The organism is Nocardioides piscis, from assembly GCF_011300215.1.
GTDB classification, from domain to species: domain Bacteria; phylum Actinomycetota; class Actinomycetes; order Propionibacteriales; family Nocardioidaceae; genus Nocardioides; species Nocardioides piscis.
In genome coordinates this window covers 2,371,446-2,392,118 of sequence record NZ_CP049866.1, presented here as the reverse complement: position 1 = coordinate 2,392,118, position 20,673 = coordinate 2,371,446, and the positions used below count along the sequence as shown (strand labels likewise).

Genomic DNA, 20,673 nt, shown 5'->3' with positions numbered 1-20,673 from the left:
GGGGCTCAGCGTCCGACGAGGTTCCTGGGTGTCACGACGTCGTCCACGGTGTATGGCAGGGGCGGAGTCATCGGCTGGAGCGGCACCCGGAAGTGGTGGAGCCTCGCCACGTCGGGGTCCACGACCTCGTGCCGGCCGAAGCTGATGCGGTGGATGCTCCGGAACGGGGTGGCGGCGCGGAACCTCACGATCGACTTCACCCGGGTCGCCCACCGGGTGTCCGGGTGCTCGAGCAGGTCTTCGCGCGCCCAGCGCGGACCCTGCTGGGCCAGGACGGGTCGCGAGGGGTCGTAGCCGGTCGTGTCGACGTTGAAGTTCAGGAGCTGGAGCCGGGGCGTCGTGGCCTGCGCCGTCAACGACGTGATCGACGCACCAGACGGGATGTTGATGAATTCGTCGACGTCGATGTGGGCCAGCCAGCCGCGACGGCCCTCGACGATGGCAGGGAGGAGCTCCCGGATCCGGCGGAACTGTCTCATCGACTGGGGGTCGGTGGCGGCGTACGGCAGCCGATCAAGCTCTTCGCGGTGGTGCTCGCGCCACACCTTGACCCGCGCCAGCCGATCGTCGACGGAGAGACCGTCGTAGTAGTCCCCCTCCTCCGGATAGAGGTGGGTCTCGACGCGTGCCGGCACGTCGAGTGCTTCGAGCACGCGCTGTGAGTCGTCGACGACGCCGTCGAGGAGGATGTGGAACTCGTCGAAGCCCAGCGCAGCGTGGAAGCTGACCCACTCGGCCAGCCGATGGGCGTCGCCGCGCGTCTGCGTGACAATGACGTGCGGCACCGCGCCAGACTACTTCGTCACCACGCGCCATCCCGGCCCACCGGGCCCTCGTGCCTGCTGGGTCGGCCAGCCGCCCCAGAGGTACGATCGCGGCTCTGCTGGGCGAGGGACCTCGGGGTGGGAGGAGACGCATGGCCAGGCGAGCGCTGTTCGTGCCGACCGTCGCCCTCACCGCGGTGGTGACGCTGCTCTCGGCGTGTTCCGGGCCAGGAGCCGCCGAGGAGGACTCGCCTGAGGTGCCAGAGCTCGGCGTGTGTCGTGTGCTGGCACCCGACGACGTCTCCGAACCCGCCAACTCGAGCGAGGTGGTCGACTGCACCGAGGACCACACGGCCGAGACCTACGCGGTCGGCCCGCTGCCCGAGGAGCTGTCGGAGGCGGCATACGACTCGAAGGAGGTCGGCGCGTTCGCCTACAAGACCTGCTCGAAGGCCTTCATGAAGTTCCTCGGGGCAGACGAGAGCCTGGCTATGCGCACGCTTCTCTCGTGGGCGTGGTTCCGACCCTCCGAGGAGGCCTGGGCGGACGGGGCTCGCTGGTATCGCTGCGACCTGGTGGGTGGCGACGAGGACGCCACGGCATATGCGAACCTCCCGGAGACCGCCAAGGGGCTGATGGCCACGGGGATCGGCCCGGACGAATGGATGCAGTGCGTCAACGGCGACGCGGTGCCGGGCGCGCCGCGGATCCCGTGCAGCCAGAAGCACACCTGGCGTGCCGTCTCGACCATCAAGGTCGGACGCGAAGAGGACCCCTATCCCGGCGACAAGGTCGTCGAGGTGACCAGCCGCGACTACTGCGGCGACCAGGTGAGCGCCTGGCTGGAATATCCGCTGACCTACAAGTTCGCCTACACCTGGTTCCACGAGGCGGAGTGGAAGACCGGCAACCGACGCTCGATCTGCTGGGCCTGGACGACCGGATGAAGCCCGTCCTCCTCCTGTGCCTGCTCGCCGTGCTCGCGGCGTGCTCGTCACCCTCGCCGACTGCCTCCCCGACGCCGTCCGACGCCCCCTCGTCGTCGACGGCTCCCCCGTCGGCGGCCGCGGACACCCCGACGTCGAGTGCTCCCGCTCCTCCCCCGCGCCCGGCCAGGGATGGCTGCCACCGGCTGACCCTGTCCCAGGCGGTCGCGCCGGTCGTCGCCGGGACGGACGTGCCCTGCCGGCAGAAGCACACCTCCGAGACCTACAAGATCGGCCGGCTGCCGCTCCTCGTCGGCGGCCACCTCGTGGCGGTCGACTCGCCGTCGGTGCAGTCGTATGTCGCCGACACCTGCCGGTCGACCGTGGGCGACCACGTGGGCGGCTCGCCGGAGGACCTCCGGCTGAGCATGCTGCAGGCGGTGTGGTTCACGCCCTCGGTCGAGGAGGCGGCACTCGGTGCAGACTGGTTCCGCTGCGACGTGGTCGCCCTGTCCGGCTCCGGACGCCTGGCCCTGCTACCGCGCTCGACCAAGGGCGTCCTGGCATCGTCGGACCGGTTCGCGATGTGCAGCACGGCGTCGCCGGACTCCACGACACACAAGCGGGTGCCGTGCTCGGCCAGGCACTCATGGACCGCGATCGCGACGGTCGGCCTGTCCGGCCAGTCCTATCCGTCCGCGCGCGCGGCGTCGCGGCAGATGGACTCGGCCTGCCGGTCCGCTGCCCGGGCCCGCGCTGCAGATCCGCTCGACTTCAGCTGGTCGCAGGAGCGACCCTCGCAGGAGCAGTGGAAGGCCGGCCAGCGCTACGGGATCTGCTGGGCGCCGGCGTCGTGAACCGACCGCCGAGGCACACGCCGTACGCCGCCGTGCTGCTCGCCCTCCTCGCTGGCTGCACCGCCACACCGCCTGAGCGTTCGGCCCCTGTCCCGTCCAGGCCCACGGCATCCGTGTCGCCGGCAACCCCCGAGGCGTTGCGCTGCGAAGAGCCGCCCCCAGCGCTGCTCGAGCGGGCCGAGGAGGCGATCTCGACGCATCCCGGGCCGGTTCGCGCAGCGGTCCTCGTCGAGGCGACCACCACCGAGACCGGCAGGTGGTCCGTGATCGCAGTCGAGCGGGCCTTTGTCCACGACGACGGCACCCCAGCGGGAGGTGCTTCACGTTCACTGGGACTCACCGACTCGGCGGCGGCGCCGGCGACTGCGCGTATCATCCCGCTTGGCGCTGGCCCCGCGCGAGGCGATCCGAGGGTGTCGTGGGAGCAGGTCAGGTGGACCGGCGAAGCCCTCGAGGCCGGGAAGCGTGCTGCGTCGAAGGCCGTCGAGTGCCTGGATGCCGGCCTGCGCTGAGCGAGGCGCTCGCCACCGCAGGGCCCGCGACTGCTTGGCTTCTCCTCATGACACGAGTCGAGCGCCTGGGGCCGGCGAACTGGAACGAGTTCCGCGACATCCGGCTCCGCGCCCTGGCTGATGCCCCGAGCGCGTTCAGCGTGCTCCTCATCGACGTGCAGGACGCGCCCGAGGAGCACTGGCGGAGCCGGCTCTCCACCGGCTCCCCGGTCCTCGTGGTCCGAAGCGGCGGGCGTCCGGTCGCCATGGGTGGCGGGTTCGTGCCCGAGGAGACGGGCCCGATGTCGGTGTGGGGCATGTGGACCGCACCGGAGGCCCGCGGTGAAGGACACGCCCGCGCGATCCTGACCACGCTGCTCGATCACGCGCAGGAGCGCGGCATCACCACCGTGGAGCTGCACGTGACGGAGGGCAACGAGACGGCTCGCAGGTTCTATGAGGACCTGGGTTTCGAGGCGACCGGCGAGTGGGAGCCGTTGCGCACCGGATCGGCGCTGCGGGTGGAGCTCCTCAGACGCGTCCGCTGAGGAGCTCTCAGAAGCCCAGCTTGCGCAGCTGCCGGGGATCGCGTTGCCAGTCCTTGGCGATCTTGATGTGCAGGTCGAGATAGACCGGTGTGCCGAGCAGCGCCTCGATCTGCTTGCGCGCCGCGGTGCCGACCTCGCGCAGCCGCGCACCCTTGTGGCCGATCATGATCCCCTTCTGGGAGTCGCGCTCGACATAGAGGTTGGCGTAGATGTCGAGCAGCGGCTTGTCGGGATCGCGGTCCTCGCGCAGTCCCATCTCCTCGACCACCACGGCGATCGAGTGGGGCAGCTCGTCGCGCACACCCTCGAGCGCTGCCTCCCGGATCAGCTCGGCCACCAGGATCTGCTCGGGCGCATCCGTGAGGTCGCCGTCGGGGTAGAGCTGCGGACCCTCGGGCAGCTGCCCCACGAGGAGGTCGGCGAGCAGCCCGACCTGCGAGCCGTCGGTGGCTGAGACGGGCACGACCTCGGCCCACTCGATGCCGGCCTCCGCGCCGAGCTGCTGGATGTCGAGGAGGTGCTGCCCGATCTGCTCGGGGGTGGCGAGATCGGTCTTGGTCGCGATCGCCACCTTGATGGTCCGCTTGACCTTCGCCATCTCCCGGACGATGAAGCGGTCGCCGGGACCGACCTTCTCGTTGGCGGGCAGGCACACGGCGACGACGTCGACCTCGGCCAGCGTGTTCTTCACCAGGTCGTTGAGCCGCTCCCCCAGCAGCGTCCGCGGGCGGTGCAGTCCGGGGGTGTCGACCAGGATCAGCTGGGCATCGGGGCGGTGCACGATCCCGCGCACGACGGTGCGGGTCGTCTGTGGCTTGGAGGAGGTGATGACCACCTTGGTCCCGACCAGCGCGTTGGTCAGGGTGGACTTCCCGGCGTTGGGGCGCCCGACGAAGCTGGCGAAGCCGCTGCGGAAGCCGTCGGAGCGCTCTCCGTGGAGGGGCCCTGCGGGCGCGACGCCGCTGACGTCGAAGCTGGAGTCGTGCTCGTCGTTCACTGTGTGCTCTCTCGTGCTGCGTCGTAGTCGGCCCAGATCTGCTCGTCACTCTTCCCTGCCGCCTTGCCGGCGCGCCAGATGGGTCCGGGATCCACTGCTCGAGGTTGCCGCTTCTGACCCCCACCACGCCAGTAGCCCATGACGTCGTAGGCCGACGTCGGCAGCTGTCGTTCGCGCATCAGGTGCTTGCGGATCGCGCGCATCTGCGCCGACTCCCCCGCCATCCAGAAGTAGCCGGGTCCGGCCGGCCACTCGATCGCGGTCACGACGTCGGCCGTCGCCGTCTCCACCCCCGCGGGCGGCGTGGTCCAGGTGATCCGGCCGGCGCCGGCGCCGGCGACGTAGTCGCGGATCGGCTCGTCGGGCGTCTCCACCCAGGCCGTGACCGGCACGTCCACGCTCTCGGTGATCCGGGCGATGGCCGGCAGGGCCGTCAGGTCGCCGACGAGGATCAGCCACGACGCGTCATCGGGCATCGCGAACGAGCCCTTGGGCTCGCTCACCGTCACCACGTCGCCGACGCAGTCGGTCGAGGCCCACTCGGTCACCAGCCCCTGCTCGTGCACCACGACGTCCAAGGTCAGCTCGACGCCGTCCCACGCCCGCACGGTGTAGTAGCGCGTCTGGAACTGCCCCGGGGCGGTCAACGCCACCCACTCGTCCGGGATGCCGGTCGATGCGAAGCCATCGAGACCGGGCCCTCCCAGCACCAGGCGCACGAAGTGCGAGGAGAGCTGCTCCCGCCGCACGACCTGCGTCTGGAACTGTCTTGCCCGGGTGCTCACCGGGCAAGGCTACCGGCGGCGACCGGCGATCACGGCCTCCAGTCCGGGCGCAGGGGGAAGGGCGCCGGTCCGGTCTCGGCGGCGCGCGTCGCCAGCACGTGGTGCAGCTCGAGCTCACCCCGCTCGAAGCCGATCCGGGAGCCGGCCATGTAGAGCCCCCAGATCCGAGCGGTGCTCTCGCCCACTTCGGCGACGCACTCGTCCCAGTTGGTCTCGAGGTTGCGACACCACTCGGCGAGGGTCAGCGCGTAGTGCTGTCGCAGGTTCTCCGAGTGCTGCACCTCGAGTCCGGCGTCCTGGGCCGCCCGGATGATGCTGCCCGAGCCGATCAGCTCCCCGTCGGGGAACACGTAGCGGTCGATGAACGGCCCCGTCTCCTGCCTGCGGTTGTGGGAGCGCGTGATGCAGTGGTTGAGCAGCCGACCCCCGGGACGCAATCGTTCACGCAGGTGCGTGAAGTAGGCCCGGTGGTTGCGCACCCCGACGTGCTCGGTCAGGCCGATGGAGCTGACCGCGTCGAAACCGTTCTCCATCACGTCGCGGTAGTCGAGGTGGCGAACCTCGGCGAGGTCACCGAGGCCCTCTCGGTCGATCGCGGCCTTGGCCCACTGGGCCTGGCGCAGCGACAACGTGACGCCGAGCGACCGAACGCCGTACTCGCGGGCGGCGTGCCGCACCATGCCTCCCCAACCGCAGCCCACGTCCAGCAGTCGCTGCCCGGGTTCGAGCGCGAGCTTGCGGCAGACGAGGTCGAACTTGGCGGCCTGTGCCTCCTCCAGCGAGGCGTCCGGACGCTCGAACAGCGCGCAGGTGTAGGCCATCGAGGGGCCGAGCACGAGCTCGTAGAAGTGGTTGGACACGTCGTAGTGGTGGGCGATCACCTCCGCATCCCGCGCCATCGAGTGCCGCAGCCCCTCGAGCGTGCGGCGCCATCGCGGGAGCTGCTCCTGCCGCGGCGGCGGGGGCGGCCGCAGCCGGCCAGGTCCCAGGTCACGCAGGATCGAGAGGGCATCGCCCGGCGACGGCAACCAGAACCGGAGGTTGTCCTTGAGCAGCACCAGCAGGTCGTAGGGGTCGCCCGGGTGCACTCCACTCACGTCGAGGTCGCCCATCACGTAGGCGCGCGCCATCCCGAGGTCGCCGGGCGCCGTCAACAGGTAGGCCAACCCGCGCTCGTTGCGCAGGTGCAGCCCGATCGCCGCGCCCTCGGGACCGGTCTCGCTGCCGTCGAATGCCGTGAATCGCACTGGCATGCCCCCGCGCGTCAGGCGCGCGAAGGCATCCCCGATGGTCATGCTCATCCTCGCTCCACCACCTTCTCGAAGAGACCGGTCAGCCGGTCGTCCCGGTCGAACCTCTTCTTGACCGCTGCGATGTTGGCGCCGTCATAGAGGGCGTCGAACGTCTCACGGTCGTAAAACACCTCGGAATAGAGCGACTTGTGGCCGCCGAGGTCGTGCACCTTCGCCTCGATCGCCCGGTTGCGCGGGGAGCTCGGCGCCTCGGGCCCGACGGCGACGTTGCCCCAGAACCCGACGTTGACGTAGGTCGTTCCTGCCGCCAGTGGATACGTCGGCCATGGCCGGGCCGGGCTGGTCCGCCGCAACCGGAGCGGGCACAGCCACACGGGTCGCATGCCGATCTCGGCGTCGAACCACGCGAGGAACTCGGGGAGCCGGTCGAGCGGCACCTCGACGTCCTGGACGACCCGCTCGCCCTGCGGGCGCCCGCGCCACCGGTCGAGACGGTCCCCGATCCCCCACCTGCGGTCGAGCGCGACCAGCTTCCAGTAGACGTCCGAGCGGCGCAGGCGTCGTGGCCAGACCCGACGCACGGCGGGGTGCTGCGCGCCGAAGGCACGCGAGCACCAGAACCAGTCGGTGTCCCAGCGCCACAGGTAGTCGAGCACCGTCAACCTGTCGGTCGACCGCTGCCGGATCGAGCGGTAGTAGACCTGCTGCCCGCCGTAGTCGCTGGTGGGGCCGGGAGCGTCGGTCCATCGAGCCAGGGTCAGGTAGGCCTCGTCCGGAGCGAACGCGACGCCGTCGAGACCGTCGACCCGCTCGCCCTCCCACCGGCCGGTGGCGACGATGCGGGCGATGGCGTCGGCCAGGTCGTCGGGGTCGTCGAAGCGCACGTGCCGGAGCTCGGCGTATGCCGCGACGCGCTCGACCTCGATGCGCAGCCGCGTCGCATAGCCGAGAGACCCGTAGGAGTTGGGGAAGGCGTCGAACAGGTCGTCACCCGGGCGGGTCGTGACGATCTCGCCAGCGCCGGTCAGCACGTCCATCTCGAGCACGGACTCGTGCGGCAGCCCGCTGCGGAAGCTGGTCGACTCGATGCCGAGGCCGCTGACGGCACCGCCGAGGGTGATGGTGCGAAGCTGCGGCACGACGAGCGGGACGTGACCGTGCCCGAGAGTCACCTCGACGAGGTCCTCGTAGGTGCACATGCCCTGCACCTCGGCAACGGAGACGTCGCCGGACAGGTCCATCGAGATGACCCCGTCCAGGCCGGACACGTCCAGGCCGGCGGTGTGCGGCGTTCGGCCGCGGAACAGGTTGGACGTCGGCTTCGCCAGCCGGACAGGGGCATCCGCGGGGAGTGCGGCGTAGGACTCCAGGAGCCGCGCCACACCGTCGCGATGTCGATCCGCCCCACCCACGGAGTGCACGAGAACGACGCTAGCGCGTCGTGGCGTTCAGGTGGAGAGGATCGAGCCGATCGTTCCCCGGGCGTCGCCGACGTGCACCGGCACACCGGAGCCCGTGAACTCCCGGGCCGCGTCGAGCGAGGGCTCCGCCTCGGCGGTCAGCACCACGGCCGCCTCGAGCCCCCGCGACCCGGACGCGATGGCCATCGCGACGCAGACGTCCAGGGCCGACAGCGACAGCGAGGCGAGCGCGACCGAGGCCCCGGCGTAGGTGCGTCCGTCGAGGTCGCGGACAGCGGCCCCCTCGGCCGCGTTGGTGCGGGCGCGGGTCGCCCGCGCCAGGGTCACCAGCTTGCGGTCCTCCGCGGACAGCTCAGTCATTCTCGTCCTCCTCCAGCTCGTCGTCCGACTGATCGTCCACGACGCTGACGAGCACCGTCCCGATCTTGTTGCGGCGACCGGTGAGGCGTTCGGCCTCGAACCGGAGGCCGTGGCACTCCACCACCGACCCGGGGATGGGCACCCGGCCCAGGTGCTTGGCCATCAGGCCGCCGACGCTGTCGACGTCCTCGTCTCGCACGTCGACCCCGACGATCTCGTCGAGGTCGTCGACGGGATAGCGGGAGGAGACGCGGTAGGTCGTGTCGTCGACGTATTCCACCTCGACCTCCTCCTCGTCGTACTCGTCGGTGATCTCGCCGACGATCTCCTCCAGGACGTCCTCGATCGTCACCAGGCCGGCGGTGCCGCCGTATTCGTCGATCACCACGGCGATGTGTTGGCGACGCGCCTGCAGCTCGGTGAGCAGCGCGTCGACCGGCTTGGACTCCGGCACGTAGTGCGCCGGACGCATGACCTCGTCGACACGCTGGGTGAACTCGACGTCGGGCTGTTCGAAGTCGCGCCTGACGAGGTCCTTGAGATAGGCGATGCCGACGACTTCGTCGAGGTTCTCCCCGATCACGGGCACCCGGGAGAAGCCGCTGCGCAGGAACAGCGACATCGTCTGCCGCAGGTTCTTGTGGCGCTCGATGTAGACGACGTCGGTGCGCGGGACCATCACCTCGCGGGTGGTGGTGTCGCCGAGCTCGAACACGGAGTGGATCATCTTCCGCTCGCCCGACTCGATGACGGCCGACGCCTCGGCGAGGTCGACGAGCTCGCGCAGCTCGGTCTCGGTCGAGAACGGCCCCTCGCGGAAACCCCGTCCGGGTGTGATGGCGTTGCCGAGCAGGATCAGCAGGCGTGGGAGCGGGCCCAGGATCGAGGTGACGAACGACAGCGGTGCGGCCGAGATCAGGGCGACGGAGGCGTCGTGCTGGCGCCCGAGCGTCCGCGGAGCCACTCCGATCGCCACGAAGGAGATCACCAGCATCGAGCCGACCGCCGTGAGGTAGGCCGGCCAGAAGTCACCGTCGTAGAGGTCGTGGATCCACAGCGCCACGAGGACGATGGCCGCGGTCTCGCAGAGCAGCCGGATCAGCAGGGCGGTGTTGAGGAAGCGCGCCCGGTCGTCGAGGATCTGCACGAGCCGGCGGGACCCGGGCCGGCCCTCTTCGGCGAGCTCCTCCGCCCGGGCGTGCGAGAACCCGCCGAGCGCGGCGTCGGCGGCCGAGAAGAGCCCCGCGACGAGGACGAGGAACGCTGCTCCCAGGAGCAGCCACAGATCGCCGATCACTGCGTCGGATCAGCGGAAGTCATCCGCCAGTCCTCCAGCAGCTGCGCCTGGAGGCCGAACATCTCGGCGTGCTCCTCCGGCTCGGCGTGGTCGTAGCCGAGGAGGTGCAGGATCCCGTGCACGGTCAGGAGCTCGATCTCGGCTCCGGTGGGATGCCCGGCCTCGAGCGCCTGGCGCGCAGCCACCGCAGGGCACAGCACGAGGTCGCCGAGCACGCCTTCCTGCGGCTCCTCGGTGACCTTGCCGGGACGCAGCTCGTCCATCGGGAAGGCCAGCACGTCGGTCGGGCCCTCCTTCTCCATCCACTTGCCGTTGAGCTCGGCGATCGTGTCCTCGTCGACGGCCTTGATGCACAGCTCGGCCTGCGGGTGGACCCGCATCCGGTCCATCACGAAGCGGGACAGGGAGGAGAGTCGGCGTACGTCGATGTCGGTGCCCGACTCGTTGAGGATCTCGATCGTCACGAGCGGGTCCCCCGCGGACGGCTCGCGTCGCTGCGAGACTCGGCCAGGGCCTCGTGCTCGTCGTAGGCCGCCACGATCTGTCCGACCAGCCGGTGCCGGACGACGTCGTGCGAGGTCAGCCGGTTGAAGGAGACGTCCTCGATGCCGTCGAGGATCTCCTCGACGACGCGCAGCCCCGACTTGGTCCCGCTCGGCAGGTCGACCTGGGTGACGTCACCGGTGACCACGATCTTGGAGCCGAAGCCGAGGCGGGTGAGGAACATCTTCATCTGCTCCGGCGTGGTGTTCTGCGCCTCGTCGAGGATGATGAAGGAGTCGTTGAGCGAGCGCCCGCGCAGGAACGCCAGCGGCGCGACCTCGATCGTCCCGGCTGCCATCAGCTTGGGAATCGTCTCGGGGTCGATCATGTCGTGCAGGGCGTCGTAGAGGGGGCGGAGATAGGGGTCGATCTTCTCCGTGAGGGTGCCCGGCAGGAATCCCAGTCGCTCCCCCGCCTCCACCGCCGGGCGGCTCAGGATGATCCGGTTGACCGTCTTCGCCTGGAGGGCCTGCACGGCCTTGGCCATCGCGAGATAGGTCTTGCCGGTGCCCGCGGGACCGATGCCGAAGGTGATCGTGTGCTTGTCGATCGAGTCGACGTAGCGCTTCTGGTTGAGCGTCTTGGGCCGGATGGTGCGTCCCCGGTTGGACAGGATGTTGAGCGAGAGCACGTCGGCGGGTCGCTCCGTCGACTCCGCCTTCATCATCGAGATGATCCGCTCGACCGTCTCGGTGCTGACCCCCTGCCCGGTGCGGATCAGGGTGACGATCTCGTCGAGGAGGCGCTCGGCCAACGCGATCTCGGCCGGCTCCCCCGTCAGGGTGATGCGGTTGCCCCGCACGTGCACGGTGGCGTCGAAGGCCCGCTCGATCAGTCCCAGGTGGGCGTCGCCGGGCCCGAGCACGTTGACCATGTCGATGCTGTTGGGCACCACGACGGTGTGGGTGGGTGCGGGTGTCGTGTCAGTCATGGGTGCCCTGGGCGGGCGGCCTTCCCTTCTCGGTCGTGCAGCGTGTCTCCATGCTACCGACGTCGGGGCTGGCCCGCCCAACGAGAAAGCCGTCCTGCGTCAGGGCCGGGTGACCTGCAGCATCCCCAGGCACATCTCGTCCGTGGTTCCCTCGCCCCACACGACGTAGCGGTCGGGCTGCCCCTCGAAGGCGGGGAGCTCGTCGCGCAGCCACTGCACGTGGCGACAGCTGACCTTGACCGTGTCCGTCGCCTCGACCCGGACGGGGTCGATCGGGCGACCACCCTGGTCGTCGAAGTCCCACACCGCGATGTCGAGGATCGTGCGCGCCCGGGGGGTGCCGGGGTTGACCTCGATCTTGATCTCGCGCCCGAGGAGGTGCATGTGGGCCGCGACGCCGTGGATGGTCATGGGCTGGTGGACCGTGCGCGTGCACGACTGCCGCTCGCCGGCCCTGGGCTTGCCCCCGCAGAGGAAGTAGAGGACGTCGGCGGTGTTGCCCTCTGCGCCGAACCGCTCCTTGACGTCGGCCAGCGCGACGGCGCGGTCGCACAGCGGGCCGTCGGCATGCTTCGCCCGACAGGGCAGCTCGACGGGTGCGGGCAGGAGCATCGTGTGGAGGCTCTGGAGCGGGGCATCGCCCGGAGCGAGCCGCAGCTGGGCGGCCGAGACGTCGGGCTCAGCGCCGGCCAGCAGGTTGTAGTGCACCTGCATGACGACACGGGCGCCCTTCTCCAGCCGCACGCCATAGCCGGGCTTGGTCACCGACTCCTTGCCGCCGGGTGCCCACGCGCCGATCCAGGAGGCGTCGTCGACGTTCTGGAACTGGTCGAGGCCGGTCCCACCGAAGCAGGTCCACCCCTCGCCGTCCTCGCTCCTGTCCTTGGCCTTGGCAGCCTTGACCTGCTCCGGAGCCACCTGGAACAGGATCACGTGGTGCACCACGGCGGGGTTGCCGGGCAGGACGTGCGTGCCGGTGAGCCAGGCGGGCTCGTCGAGCCTGGGGTCGAGCAGGAAGCAGCGGTAGTCGTCGGTGCCCTTGCCGTATGGCGCCGCAGCCGTGTAGTCGGCCGGCATCTTCAAGGTCGCGCGACGCTCGCCGGGGCGCAGCGGGACCTGCTTGGCCGGCTTGGCGTTCGCGTGGCTGTCCTCGTGGGCCGACTTCGTCCCCGAGGCGGCGACGGGCTCGGCGGTCGGCTCGGGCTTGGCCTCGTCGGACTGGGTCTGCGTGGCCGCGGCAGGGTCCGCGACCTCCGTCGTGCCTCCCGCGCACCCTGCGAGGACCAGTGCAACGGCCACCAGCAGTGCCGAGCCCCCCAGCCCTCGTCGACGGCGTGTTGTCGAGGGGCCCTCCCCAGGGCGCGCAGATGCACTCATGGACACAGCCTAGGGATCGGTGCCGCCCGGGGGGAGCCGAACGGCTACATCGAGCCGCGGGCGTCGACCAGGGCGTCCCCCTCGACGAGGGTGTCCACCACCTCGATCTCGGCCCGCACGCGAAGCGATGCGCGGGTGCGCTCGCCGGCCGCGGCACTGAGGGCCGTCACGTCCGCGCCCGCCTCCGGCACCATCTGAAGCCTCAGGACATCCTTGTCTCCCACCCGCACGACGACGTAGCGCCCGGACCGCAGTCCCACGTCACCCAGGTCCCGCAGGACGTCGGCAGCCTGGTGCGGATGGACGAACATGCCCCGCACCTTGATCGCCGCCCCGACCCGGCCGAGCACGCCCGCCAGCCGCGGCTGGCCGTCGACGACCTGCCAGCGCGACACGTCGCCGGTGCCGAAGCGCAGCAGCGGGGTGCCTTCGTCGGCCATCGTGACCACGACCTCGCCCGGCGAGTCATCGAGCACCGGCACACCTGTGCCCGGCTCGCACACCTGGACGAAGACGTGTTCGGGCACGGCCAGGCCCCGACCCGGCTCGACCTCATGCCCGATCAGCCCCGCCTCCGCGGTGCCGTAGGCCATGAGCACCGTGGGGACCCGCGTGCTGAGGTGTGCTCGCAAGGCGTCGGGCAGCGGCTCCGCGGTGACCAGCGCCTTGTCCACGAGCCACCTCTCAGCGGGAAGTCCCAGTTGCTCGTAGGCCTCGAGCAGTGCGGAGAGATAGCTCGGCAGTCCGATGTAGGCCGTGACGCCGACGTCGGCAACGACCCGTGCCTGGACCTCGACCGAGCCGACTCCGGCCGGGATCACCGTGGCCCCGACGGCGCGGCAGGCGAGGTCGAACATCATCCCCGCCGGCGAGAGGTGGTAGCCGAAGCAGTTGAGGACCACGTCGTCCACTCCGACACCGCAGGCCGCCAGGGCCGCGGACCACTGCCAGGGGTCCTCACCCTCCAGCTGGACCTCGTATATCGGTCCCGGTGAGGCGAAGACCCGAGCGATGGGGCTGCCCTCGGCCACCAGACCGCCGAACGGCGGGCGCGCCTGCTGCAGCGCCGGGAGCTCGTCCTTGGTCAGGACGCGCACGGCGTCGAGGTCGGCCGCGGTGATCGCCTCGAGGCTCACCTCGGCTGCCTCGAGTCGCTCGCGGATCGAGGGCACGCGGTCGGCCACCTGTCCGATTGCGGCCGCAGCCTCAGCACCGCGCGCTGCGTAGTAGCTGCGGACGATCTCGGTGACAGTCATCGTTCCCCCTAGAGCCAGCGCTTGCGACGCTTGTAGTGCTTGACCTGGCGATAGTTCTTGCGGCCCTCGTCACCGAGGCCGAGATAGAACTCCTTGACGTCGGGGTTCTCGTTGAGCTCCGCAGCGGTCCCCTCGAGCACGATCCGGCCCTGCTCGAGGATGTAGCCGTGGTGGGCCACCTCCAGGGCGCGGCGGGCGTTCTGCTCGACCACCAGCACCGTCAGCCCGGTCTCCTCGTTGAGGGCCCGGATGTAGCCGAAGATCTCCTGCACCAGCAGCGGGGCCAGGCCGAGAGACGGCTCGTCGAGCATCAGCAGCCTGGGTCGTGACATCAGGGCCCGCCCGATGGCCAGCATCTGCTGCTCGCCACCCGAGAGGTAGCCCGCGACCCGCGCCCGCATGTCGCCCAGCTTGGGGAAGTAGGTGTAGACCCTGTCGAAGTCCTCCGCCGACGCCCCTCCGCGTGAATAGCCACCCGCCACGAGGTTCTCGTGGACAGTCAGGTGCTCGAAGACGTGGCGACCCTCCATGCACAGGGAGAGACCTGTGCGGACCCTGTCGGCGGCGTCCATCCGCGTGATGTCCGTGCCGTCCAACAGGATCTTGCCGTCGGAGATCTCCCCACGCTCGCTGGGCAGGAGCCCGGACACTGCCTTGAGCATGGTGGACTTGCCAGCGCCGTTGGAGCCGAGGAGTGCGACGATCTTGCCCTCGGGGATGGCCATCGACAGGCCGCGCAGCACCAGGATGACCTCGTCGTAGATCACCTCGATGCTGTTGATCGTCAACAGGTCGCCCGCGGGGCGGGCGAGGTGTGCTCGCCCGCCTCCGTGGTGGTCGTGGACGGTGTCACGGCGTGACGCCCAGCTCGACGGGAGCCATCTCGCCGCCTTCGACCTTGTAGATGCCGGTGCCGGTGCTGCCGCGGTGGGAGTCGGCGGAGAACTCGATCTCACCGGCACCCACGACACCGCCGGTGTCGATCGCGCCCATGGTCTCGAGGGCTTCCTTGATGCCGGCGCCAGAGAGGTCACCCTCCTCGACCGCGGCCCGGATCCCCTCGGCCATCGCGTGCATGGTGTACCAGCCCTGTGCGAAGTGCAGGCCCTCCTTCTCGAGCGAGGAGCCGTTCTCCTCGAGGTAGGCGTTCACGTCCTCGTGGCCCGGCTGCTCGGCCGAGACGGGGGCGAACGGCTGGACGAGGACGTGGCCCTCGGCGGCCTCGGCGCCTGCGGTGTCGATGAACAGCTCGTCAGCGCACCAGTTGAGGCAGACGATCTGCATGTCGAGGCCCTGCGCCTTGATGTCCTTGGCGACGAGTGCCGCCGGGGAGGAGACGTTCTGGATCATGATGTACTTCGCGCCCTGCTTCTTCGCCTGGGACAGCAGGCCGGTGTAGTTGGTCGAGCCGGCCGGCATCGGGTAGGGCTCGACGTTCAGGTCGAGGTCCGCCGCCCACTCCTGGGCGTCGGCGACCGGCGCGAGACCGAACGGGCTGTCGTTGTGGAAGAGCGCCACCTCGCTGCTCTTGCCGTCCTCCGCGATCCAGTTCAGCCCCACGCGCGCCTGGTCGGAATAGGTCGGGGCGACCACGAAGTTGTACGGCGCCTCCTCGGGGTCGGTCAGCGGCTCGGCGTACGACGCGGACATGAACGGCAGCTCGTCGGCGGAGACCCGCGACTTCAACGCCTCGGAGTCCCCCGTCCCCCACCCCATGACGGCGACGACCCCGTCGTTGACGTATTCCTTGTAGACCCGCTCGGCGGTGGGCACGTCGTAGGCGTAGTCGGTGACCGTGGCGTCGATCTCGCGCCCGTCGATGCCGCCGTTGTCGTTGAGCCAGTCGACATACGCCTCCTCGCCCGCCGCGTAGGGCGTGCCGACGTCGCCGGTGGCGCCGGTGAGGTCGGCGATGATGCCGACCTTGATGGGCCCGTCCTCGTCGGCAGCGTCGTCGCCGCCACCTCCCGGCGCGCAGGCGGTGAGGCCGAGGGTGGTCGCGGCCGCGACCACGAGCAGGGTGCGTGTGTGGCGCATGGTGTGTCTCCTTGTGTCGGGTGGTGCTGAGTTGTGTCGGGTGTTGCTGGTGTCGTGGTGCCGGTCAGTAGCGGAAGGGCCAGAAGCGGACGTAGTCCTTGATGCGTTGCCAGATGCGGTCGAGGCCACGTGGTTCGACGAGCAGGAACGCGATGATGACGAGGCCGAAGACGGCGTTCTCGATCGCGGGCAGGCGGCTGACCAGCCACGGCACCTGCTCTCCGACTCCCCCGATGAACTCGTTGAGGAAGACCGGGAGCAGGGTGATGAAGAAGGCGCCGTAGACCGCGCCGGCGACGCTGCCGAGGCCGCCGACGATGATCATCGCCAGGTAGAGGATGGAGATCTCGAAGGTGAAGGACTCCCACGTCACCGTCTCGGAGTAGTGCGCCGTCAGCGCGCCGGCGAGTCCCACGAAGCCGGAGGAGACCGCGAAGGCGATCACCTTGGTGCGCGTCACGTTGACCCCGATGGCGGCGGCCGCGATGTCTTGGTCGCGCACGGCCATGAAGGAGCGTCCGAGCCCGGTGCGGAACAGGTTGCGAGCAGCCAGGACCGCCACCACCGCGCAGGCGAGGAGGATCCAGTACCACTGGAACTCGAAGAACTCGCGGGTGATCTCGTAGCCGCCGACCTGCAGGCGCTCGATGCCGAGTGGCGCTCCGCTCTCCTCTCGCAGGAACGACCACCGACGGGCGATGAAGACGATGATCTCCTGGCTCGCGAGGGTCGCGATCGCGAGGTAGAGCCCCTTGAGCCGCAGCGCGGGCAGTCCGAACAGGGCCCCTGCCGCTGCGGTCACCACGACCGCGCAGGCGATCGAGAGGGGAGCCGGAAGGTCCGCGCGCATGGTCAGCAGGCCGGAGGTGAACGCGCCGACCGCGAGGAAGCCGCCCTGGCCCAACGAGATCTGCCCGGTGAAGCCGACCAGGATGTTGAGTCCGACCGCTCCCACCACGGCGATGAGCACCGTGTTGAGAATGCTCAGCTGATAGGGATCGAGGAGGTACGGCGCCGCGATCGCGGCCACCGCGATCAGGGCGAGACGGACGTACTGCGCCTTCGTGTGCCGCAGCGCGAGCTCGCGCTGGTAGGTGCGGAAGTAGACGCCGGTGGAGATCGCTGCCATGGCCCTAGACCCTCTCGATCCTGGTTTCGCCGAAGATGCCGTAGGGCCGGACCATCAAGATCGCGATCAGCAGGAGGTACGGGACGATCTGCGCCAGTCCCGGATCCCAGTAGCCACTGACGTACTGCGCCGTCAGCCCGATCACCAGGCCCCGACGATCGTGCCGGGGACCGAGTCGAGTCCTCCCAAGATGACCACCGGGAACACCAGCAGACCGAACGAGACGAGGTTGCCACTGACCGAGGTGATGTCGCCCAGCAGGACGCCGGCCACCAGCGCGGACACGGCTGCGAGGGCCCAGGCCATCGCGAAGATCTTCCGCACCGAGATGCCCATGGTGAGCGCTGCCTGCTGGTCGTCCGCCACGGCCCTCATGGCGATGCCATGGCGGCTGCGTCGGAAGAAGAGCGTGAACGCGGTGAGAACGATGCCGGCGATGACGATCACGAGGATCCTGTTGAGCGGGATCGTGGTGCCGAGGATCTCGACCGGGGTGCGCGGCAGCAACGCCGGCTGCGACACCGGACGCGTGCCGAAGATCATCTGCACCACGGCTCGCAGGAAGGCGGCCAGTCCGATGGTCACCATGATGACGCTGATCGCGCTCTCCCCCACCAGGGGCCGCAGCACGAACCGCTCGATGAGCAGGCCCATGATCACGGCGAACACCAGTCCGACGAGCACCGCGAGGACCAGCGGCAGCTTGAACACCACGAACGCGGCATAGACGGTGTAGCCGCCGATCAGCAGGAACTCGCCCTGGGCGAAGTTGATCACGGCAGTGGACTTGTAGATCAGCACGAAGCCGAGTGCGGCCAGGGCGAGGATCGCGCCCTCGGACAGGCCGTAGATGGTGAGGTTGACGAACTGGTTCATCGACGTGTGCTCCAGACCGGGCGTGACTTGCTGTTCTCGGAGGGTTGGTGGTCGGCGAGGTCGAAGATGGCGATGTCGATCTCCCGCTTCGCGACGGTGCCGTCCTGGTAGGCGACGGTGTTCGTGATGGACACTCGGTCATCACCGCGCCCCAAGGCGGCGATCAGGTCGGCGTAGCGCTCGACGATGACGTTGCGGCGGACCTTGCGGGTGCGGGTGATCTCGTCGTCGTCCGGGTCGAGCTGCTTGAACAGCAACATGAAACGGCGCACGCGGATCTCCTCCGGGAGGTCGACGTTGGCGCGGTGCACCTCGTCGGCGATGAGCCGATAGGTCTCGGGCTTGCCGGCCAGGTCGGTGAAGGTCGTGTAGGTCAGGTGCTCACCCTCGGCCCAGGAGCCGACCGTGTTGGGGTCGATCACGATCATCGCCACGATCTCCGCGGTGCCGAAGACGACCGCTTCCTCGATGTAGGGGCTGAACTTGAGCTTGTTCTCGATGAAGGCGCTGGAGAAGCGGGTGCCGGTGGGCGTTGTCTGGACGTCCTTGGCACGGTCGATGACGACCAGCTGGCCTTCGTCGAGATAGCCGGCGTCGCCCGTGCGCAGCCAGCCGTCCTCGGTCATCGCCTCGGCTGTCGCCTCGGGGTTGCCGACGTAGCCCTGGAAGACGGCGGGCGAGCGGAGCTGGATCTCGCCGTCGTCGCTGATCCGCAGCTCACACCCCGGAATGGGGACGCCGACGCTGTGGAAGCGGATGTCGTCGTCGACGTGCACGACCGCGAGGCCGCAGATCTCGGTCTGACCGTAGATCTGCTTGAGGTTGACCCCGATGGCGTGGAAGAAGCTGAAGACGTCGGGTCCGAGCGGTGCGCCACCGGTGTAGGCCCGCTGGATCCGGGTCAGCCCCAGCTGGTTGCGCACCGGTGCCAGGGCGAACCAGTCCGCAAGGACGAGCAGGCCGCGATCCGCCAGGCTGGGGCGCTTGCCACGCAGTCGCTTGGCCGCGACCCGGTCTCCCACGGCATAGCCGAGTCCGAACACCTTGCGCTTGAGCCACCCCGCCTCGTCGATGCGCACCTGGACGTCGGAGAGCATCGACTCCCAGATGCGCGGCGGGCTGAACATCACGTGCGGCCCGATCTCTCGCAGGTCGCTGCGCTGGGTCGAGGCGTCCTCGGGGAACGACAGCGTCAAGCCTTGAGCCAGCCCGCACGCGACGGCGATCATCTGCTCGCCGATCCAGGCCAGCGGCAGGAACGACACGAAGCGGTCCTTGGGCCCGAGCGGGTCGATGGACACCAGGCTCTCCGCCATGGACAGCAGGTTGCGGTGCGAGAGCTGTCCGAGCTTGGGCCGCGACGTGGTGCCGGACGTCGTGCAGACCACGGCGACGTCGTCGGGTGATCCCGCCTCGACCTGCTCGGCGAACCAGCCAGGGTGCTCGGCTCCCCAGCTGCGACCTGCCTGCTCGACCTCCCCGAAGGGCAACAACCAGTCCTGGGTGTAGGACTCGAGCCCGTGGGGGTCGTAGAAGACAACGTGCTCGAGGTCGGGAGCGAGCGACTTGATCTTGAGCAGCTTGTCGACCTGCTCCTGGTCCTCGGCCACCACGACCCGGGTCCGCGCGGTGGTGAGCACGTGCACGATCTCCTCGTCCAGGCTGGTCGGGTAGATGCCGACCACGGCCGCACCGATCGACTGGGCTGCCAGCTCAGCGATCAGCCACTCGGGTCGGTTGTCACCCAGCACGGCGACCATGTCGCCCCGCCCGACCCCCAGCGATGCCAGCCCGTGACCGAAGTCGCGCACGCGGTCGGCATATTCCTGCCAGGTGATGGGCTGCCAGATGCCGTAGAGCTTCTCCTGCAGGGCAACCGCGGTCGGCCGGGTCTGCACCTGCCGGGCCAGCAGCCGTGGGAAGGTCTCGTCCACAAGGCTCATGCGTCTGCTCCCAGGTAGGCCGCGACGACGTCGTCGTTGCGGCGGACCTCCTCGGGTGTCCCGTCACCGATCAGCTTGCCGAAGTCGAGCACGCTGACCCGGTCGGAGATGTCCATCACGACACCCATGTCGTGCTCGATCAACATCACCGTCACCCCGCGGAGCTCGTTGACGTCGAGGACGTAGCGGGCCATGTCCTCCTTCTCCTCAGCGTTCATGCCGGCCATCGGCTCGTCGATCAGCAGCAGCCCGGGCTCGATGCACAGGGCCCGTCCCAGCTCCACCCGCTTCTGGATCCCGTAGGCCAGCGCACCGACCGGCGAGTGCCGGTAGGCCTGGAGCTGGAGCAGGTCGACGACCTCTTCCACGAACTCACGGTGGGCGATCTCCTGCTTCCGGGCCGGACCGAACCAGACGAACGCCGGCAGGAGCCGGTGCTTCATGTGGATGTGTCGGCCGAGCATGAGGTTCTCCAGCACGGTGAGGTGCCCGAACAGCTCGATGTTCTGGAAGGAGCGGGCGACACCGAGCCGGGCGATCTGGTGCGGCTTGGCGCGCACGAGCTGGTGCTCGCGCCGCGAGCCGTCGTCGCCGGCCGTGTGCAGCGTGATGCGTCCCTCCTGCGGGCGGTAGAGGCCGCTGATGCAGTTGAGCAGGCTGGACTTGCCTGCGCCGTTGGGACCGATCACGGAGTGGACGTCTCCCTGCCGCACGGTGAAGGAGATGTCCGAGAGCGCGCGGATGCCGCCGAAGCGCAGGGAGACGTCGCTGACCTCGAGGAGCGGCTCGCCCTCGGGCATCCGGCTGGAGTTGAGGTCGAAGCGGTATGCCCGATCGAGCACGAGTTTCCTCCTGGTGGCAGGTGTGACCTGGGACTCACCT

22 protein-coding genes are annotated in these 20,673 nt (G+C 69.5%); 4 read left to right on the top strand and 18 right to left on the bottom strand.

What is annotated here, in order from left to right:
• Positions 1-5 precede the first annotated feature (5 nt).
• Positions 6-785, bottom strand: coding sequence for a glycosyltransferase family 2 protein (locus tag G7071_RS11760; protein WP_166318926.1), 780 nt, complete (start codon positions 783-785; stop codon positions 6-8).
• A gap of 131 nt (positions 786-916) precedes the next feature.
• Here G7071_RS11760 and G7071_RS11755 point away from each other — a divergent pair, with 131 nt between their 5' ends.
• From G7071_RS11755 to G7071_RS11740, 4 genes are read left to right on the top strand one after another with little or no spacing between them, the layout of a single operon-like run.
• The gene (locus G7071_RS11755; protein WP_166318923.1) at positions 917-1,711 is read left to right on the top strand and encodes a septum formation family protein; all 795 of its coding nucleotides are present in this window, start codon (positions 917-919) and stop codon (positions 1,709-1,711) included.
• Positions 1,660-2,547: a septum formation family protein gene (locus G7071_RS11750; RefSeq protein WP_246209972.1), complete on the top strand. Its 888-nt coding sequence runs from the start codon at positions 1,660-1,662 to the stop codon at positions 2,545-2,547. Before G7071_RS11755 ends, G7071_RS11750 begins: the two co-directional genes overlap by 52 nt.
• A complete protein-coding gene (locus tag G7071_RS11745; protein WP_166318920.1) occupies positions 2,544-3,059 on the top strand; it encodes a hypothetical protein in 516 nt (171 codons plus the stop codon). Before G7071_RS11750 ends, G7071_RS11745 begins: the two co-directional genes overlap by 4 nt.
• Before the next feature lie 47 nt (positions 3,060-3,106).
• On the top strand, positions 3,107-3,586 hold the full coding sequence (locus G7071_RS11740; protein ID WP_166318917.1) for a GNAT family N-acetyltransferase: 480 nt from the start codon (positions 3,107-3,109) through the stop codon (positions 3,584-3,586).
• Between the two features lie 7 nt (positions 3,587-3,593).
• Here G7071_RS11740 and era read toward each other — a convergent pair whose 3' ends face one another.
• From era to G7071_RS11660, 17 genes are all read right to left on the bottom strand, one after another.
• The gene (era, locus tag G7071_RS11735; RefSeq protein WP_166318914.1) at positions 3,594-4,583 is read right to left on the bottom strand and encodes a GTPase Era; all 990 of its coding nucleotides are present in this window, start codon (positions 4,581-4,583) and stop codon (positions 3,594-3,596) included.
• A complete protein-coding gene (locus G7071_RS11730; RefSeq protein ID WP_166318911.1) occupies positions 4,580-5,368 on the bottom strand; it encodes a siderophore-interacting protein in 789 nt (262 codons plus the stop codon). The genes era and G7071_RS11730 overlap by 4 nt, the downstream gene beginning before the upstream one ends.
• A gap of 29 nt (positions 5,369-5,397) precedes the next feature.
• Positions 5,398-6,663, bottom strand: coding sequence for an SAM-dependent methyltransferase (locus G7071_RS11725; RefSeq protein ID WP_215727621.1), 1,266 nt, complete (start codon positions 6,661-6,663; stop codon positions 5,398-5,400).
• A 2-nt stretch (positions 6,664-6,665) separates the two neighbouring features.
• Positions 6,666-8,042: an FAD-binding oxidoreductase gene (locus tag G7071_RS11720; protein WP_343043487.1), complete on the bottom strand. Its 1,377-nt coding sequence runs from the start codon at positions 8,040-8,042 to the stop codon at positions 6,666-6,668.
• A gap of 27 nt (positions 8,043-8,069) precedes the next feature.
• Entirely contained in the window at positions 8,070-8,402 is a 333-nt protein-coding gene (locus G7071_RS11715; RefSeq protein ID WP_166318905.1) for a cytidine deaminase, read from the bottom strand.
• Positions 8,395-9,696 (bottom strand): hemolysin family protein, encoded by a 1,302-nt coding sequence (locus G7071_RS11710; RefSeq protein WP_166321070.1) that lies wholly within the window; start codon positions 9,694-9,696, stop codon positions 8,395-8,397. The genes G7071_RS11715 and G7071_RS11710 overlap by 8 nt, the downstream gene beginning before the upstream one ends.
• Positions 9,696-10,163 carry an rRNA maturation RNase YbeY gene (gene ybeY, locus G7071_RS11705; protein WP_166318902.1) on the bottom strand — a complete coding sequence of 156 codons (468 nt, stop codon included), beginning with the start codon at positions 10,161-10,163 and terminating at the stop codon, positions 9,696-9,698. The genes G7071_RS11710 and ybeY overlap by 1 nt, the downstream gene beginning before the upstream one ends.
• On the bottom strand, positions 10,160-11,173 hold the full coding sequence (locus G7071_RS11700; protein WP_166318899.1) for a PhoH family protein: 1,014 nt from the start codon (positions 11,171-11,173) through the stop codon (positions 10,160-10,162). Before G7071_RS11700 ends, ybeY begins: the two co-directional genes overlap by 4 nt.
• Before the next feature lie 99 nt (positions 11,174-11,272).
• The gene (locus G7071_RS11695) at positions 11,273-12,550 is read right to left on the bottom strand and encodes a hypothetical protein (protein ID WP_206062778.1); all 1,278 of its coding nucleotides are present in this window, start codon (positions 12,548-12,550) and stop codon (positions 11,273-11,275) included.
• 44 nt (positions 12,551-12,594) lie between these two features.
• On the bottom strand, positions 12,595-13,806 hold the full coding sequence (locus G7071_RS11690; protein WP_206062777.1) for a phenylacetate--CoA ligase family protein: 1,212 nt from the start codon (positions 13,804-13,806) through the stop codon (positions 12,595-12,597).
• A gap of 8 nt (positions 13,807-13,814) precedes the next feature.
• Complete coding sequence (locus tag G7071_RS11685; protein WP_343043486.1) at positions 13,815-14,594, bottom strand: ABC transporter ATP-binding protein; 780 nt, start codon at positions 14,592-14,594, stop codon at positions 13,815-13,817.
• 61 nt (positions 14,595-14,655) lie between these two features.
• On the bottom strand, positions 14,656-15,843 hold the full coding sequence (locus G7071_RS11680) for an ABC transporter substrate-binding protein (protein WP_166318896.1): 1,188 nt from the start codon (positions 15,841-15,843) through the stop codon (positions 14,656-14,658).
• Between the two features lie 64 nt (positions 15,844-15,907).
• Complete coding sequence (locus G7071_RS11675) at positions 15,908-16,972, bottom strand: branched-chain amino acid ABC transporter permease (protein WP_206062776.1); 1,065 nt, start codon at positions 16,970-16,972, stop codon at positions 15,908-15,910.
• 4 nt (positions 16,973-16,976) lie between these two features.
• Positions 16,977-17,117: a hypothetical protein gene (locus tag G7071_RS18715; RefSeq protein WP_206062775.1), complete on the bottom strand. Its 141-nt coding sequence runs from the start codon at positions 17,115-17,117 to the stop codon at positions 16,977-16,979.
• Complete coding sequence (locus G7071_RS11670) at positions 17,114-17,848, bottom strand: branched-chain amino acid ABC transporter permease (RefSeq protein WP_206062774.1); 735 nt, start codon at positions 17,846-17,848, stop codon at positions 17,114-17,116. Before G7071_RS11670 ends, G7071_RS18715 begins: the two co-directional genes overlap by 4 nt.
• Positions 17,845-19,791 carry an AMP-binding protein gene (locus G7071_RS11665; RefSeq protein WP_166318893.1) on the bottom strand — a complete coding sequence of 649 codons (1,947 nt, stop codon included), beginning with the start codon at positions 19,789-19,791 and terminating at the stop codon, positions 17,845-17,847. The genes G7071_RS11670 and G7071_RS11665 overlap by 4 nt, the downstream gene beginning before the upstream one ends.
• Complete coding sequence (locus tag G7071_RS11660; protein WP_246209971.1) at positions 19,788-20,633, bottom strand: ABC transporter ATP-binding protein; 846 nt, start codon at positions 20,631-20,633, stop codon at positions 19,788-19,790. The genes G7071_RS11665 and G7071_RS11660 overlap by 4 nt, the downstream gene beginning before the upstream one ends.
• Positions 20,634-20,673: the final 40 nt, after the last annotated feature.

Coding starts and splice junctions, on each gene's coding strand:
- G7071_RS11700 (WP_166318899.1), bottom strand. CDS start 11,173: ATGACTGACACGACACCCGCACCCACCCACACCGTCGTGGTGCCCAAC.
- G7071_RS11740 (WP_166318917.1), top strand. CDS start 3,107: ATGACACGAGTCGAGCGCCTGGGGCCGGCGAACTGGAACGAGTTCCGC.
- G7071_RS11715 (WP_166318905.1), bottom strand. CDS start 8,402: ATGACTGAGCTGTCCGCGGAGGACCGCAAGCTGGTGACCCTGGCGCGG.
- G7071_RS11695 (WP_206062778.1), bottom strand. CDS start 12,550: ATGAGTGCATCTGCGCGCCCTGGGGAGGGCCCCTCGACAACACGCCGT.
- G7071_RS11665 (WP_166318893.1), bottom strand. CDS start 19,791: ATGAGCCTTGTGGACGAGACCTTCCCACGGCTGCTGGCCCGGCAGGTG.
- G7071_RS11670 (WP_206062774.1), bottom strand. CDS start 17,848: ATGAACCAGTTCGTCAACCTCACCATCTACGGCCTGTCCGAGGGCGCG.
- G7071_RS11680 (WP_166318896.1), bottom strand. CDS start 15,843: ATGCGCCACACACGCACCCTGCTCGTGGTCGCGGCCGCGACCACCCTC.
- G7071_RS11725 (WP_215727621.1), bottom strand. CDS start 6,663: ATGACCATCGGGGATGCCTTCGCGCGCCTGACGCGCGGGGGCATGCCA.
- G7071_RS11675 (WP_206062776.1), bottom strand. CDS start 16,972: ATGGCAGCGATCTCCACCGGCGTCTACTTCCGCACCTACCAGCGCGAG.
- G7071_RS11690 (WP_206062777.1), bottom strand. CDS start 13,806: ATGACTGTCACCGAGATCGTCCGCAGCTACTACGCAGCGCGCGGTGCT.
- G7071_RS11755 (WP_166318923.1), top strand. CDS start 917: ATGGCCAGGCGAGCGCTGTTCGTGCCGACCGTCGCCCTCACCGCGGTG.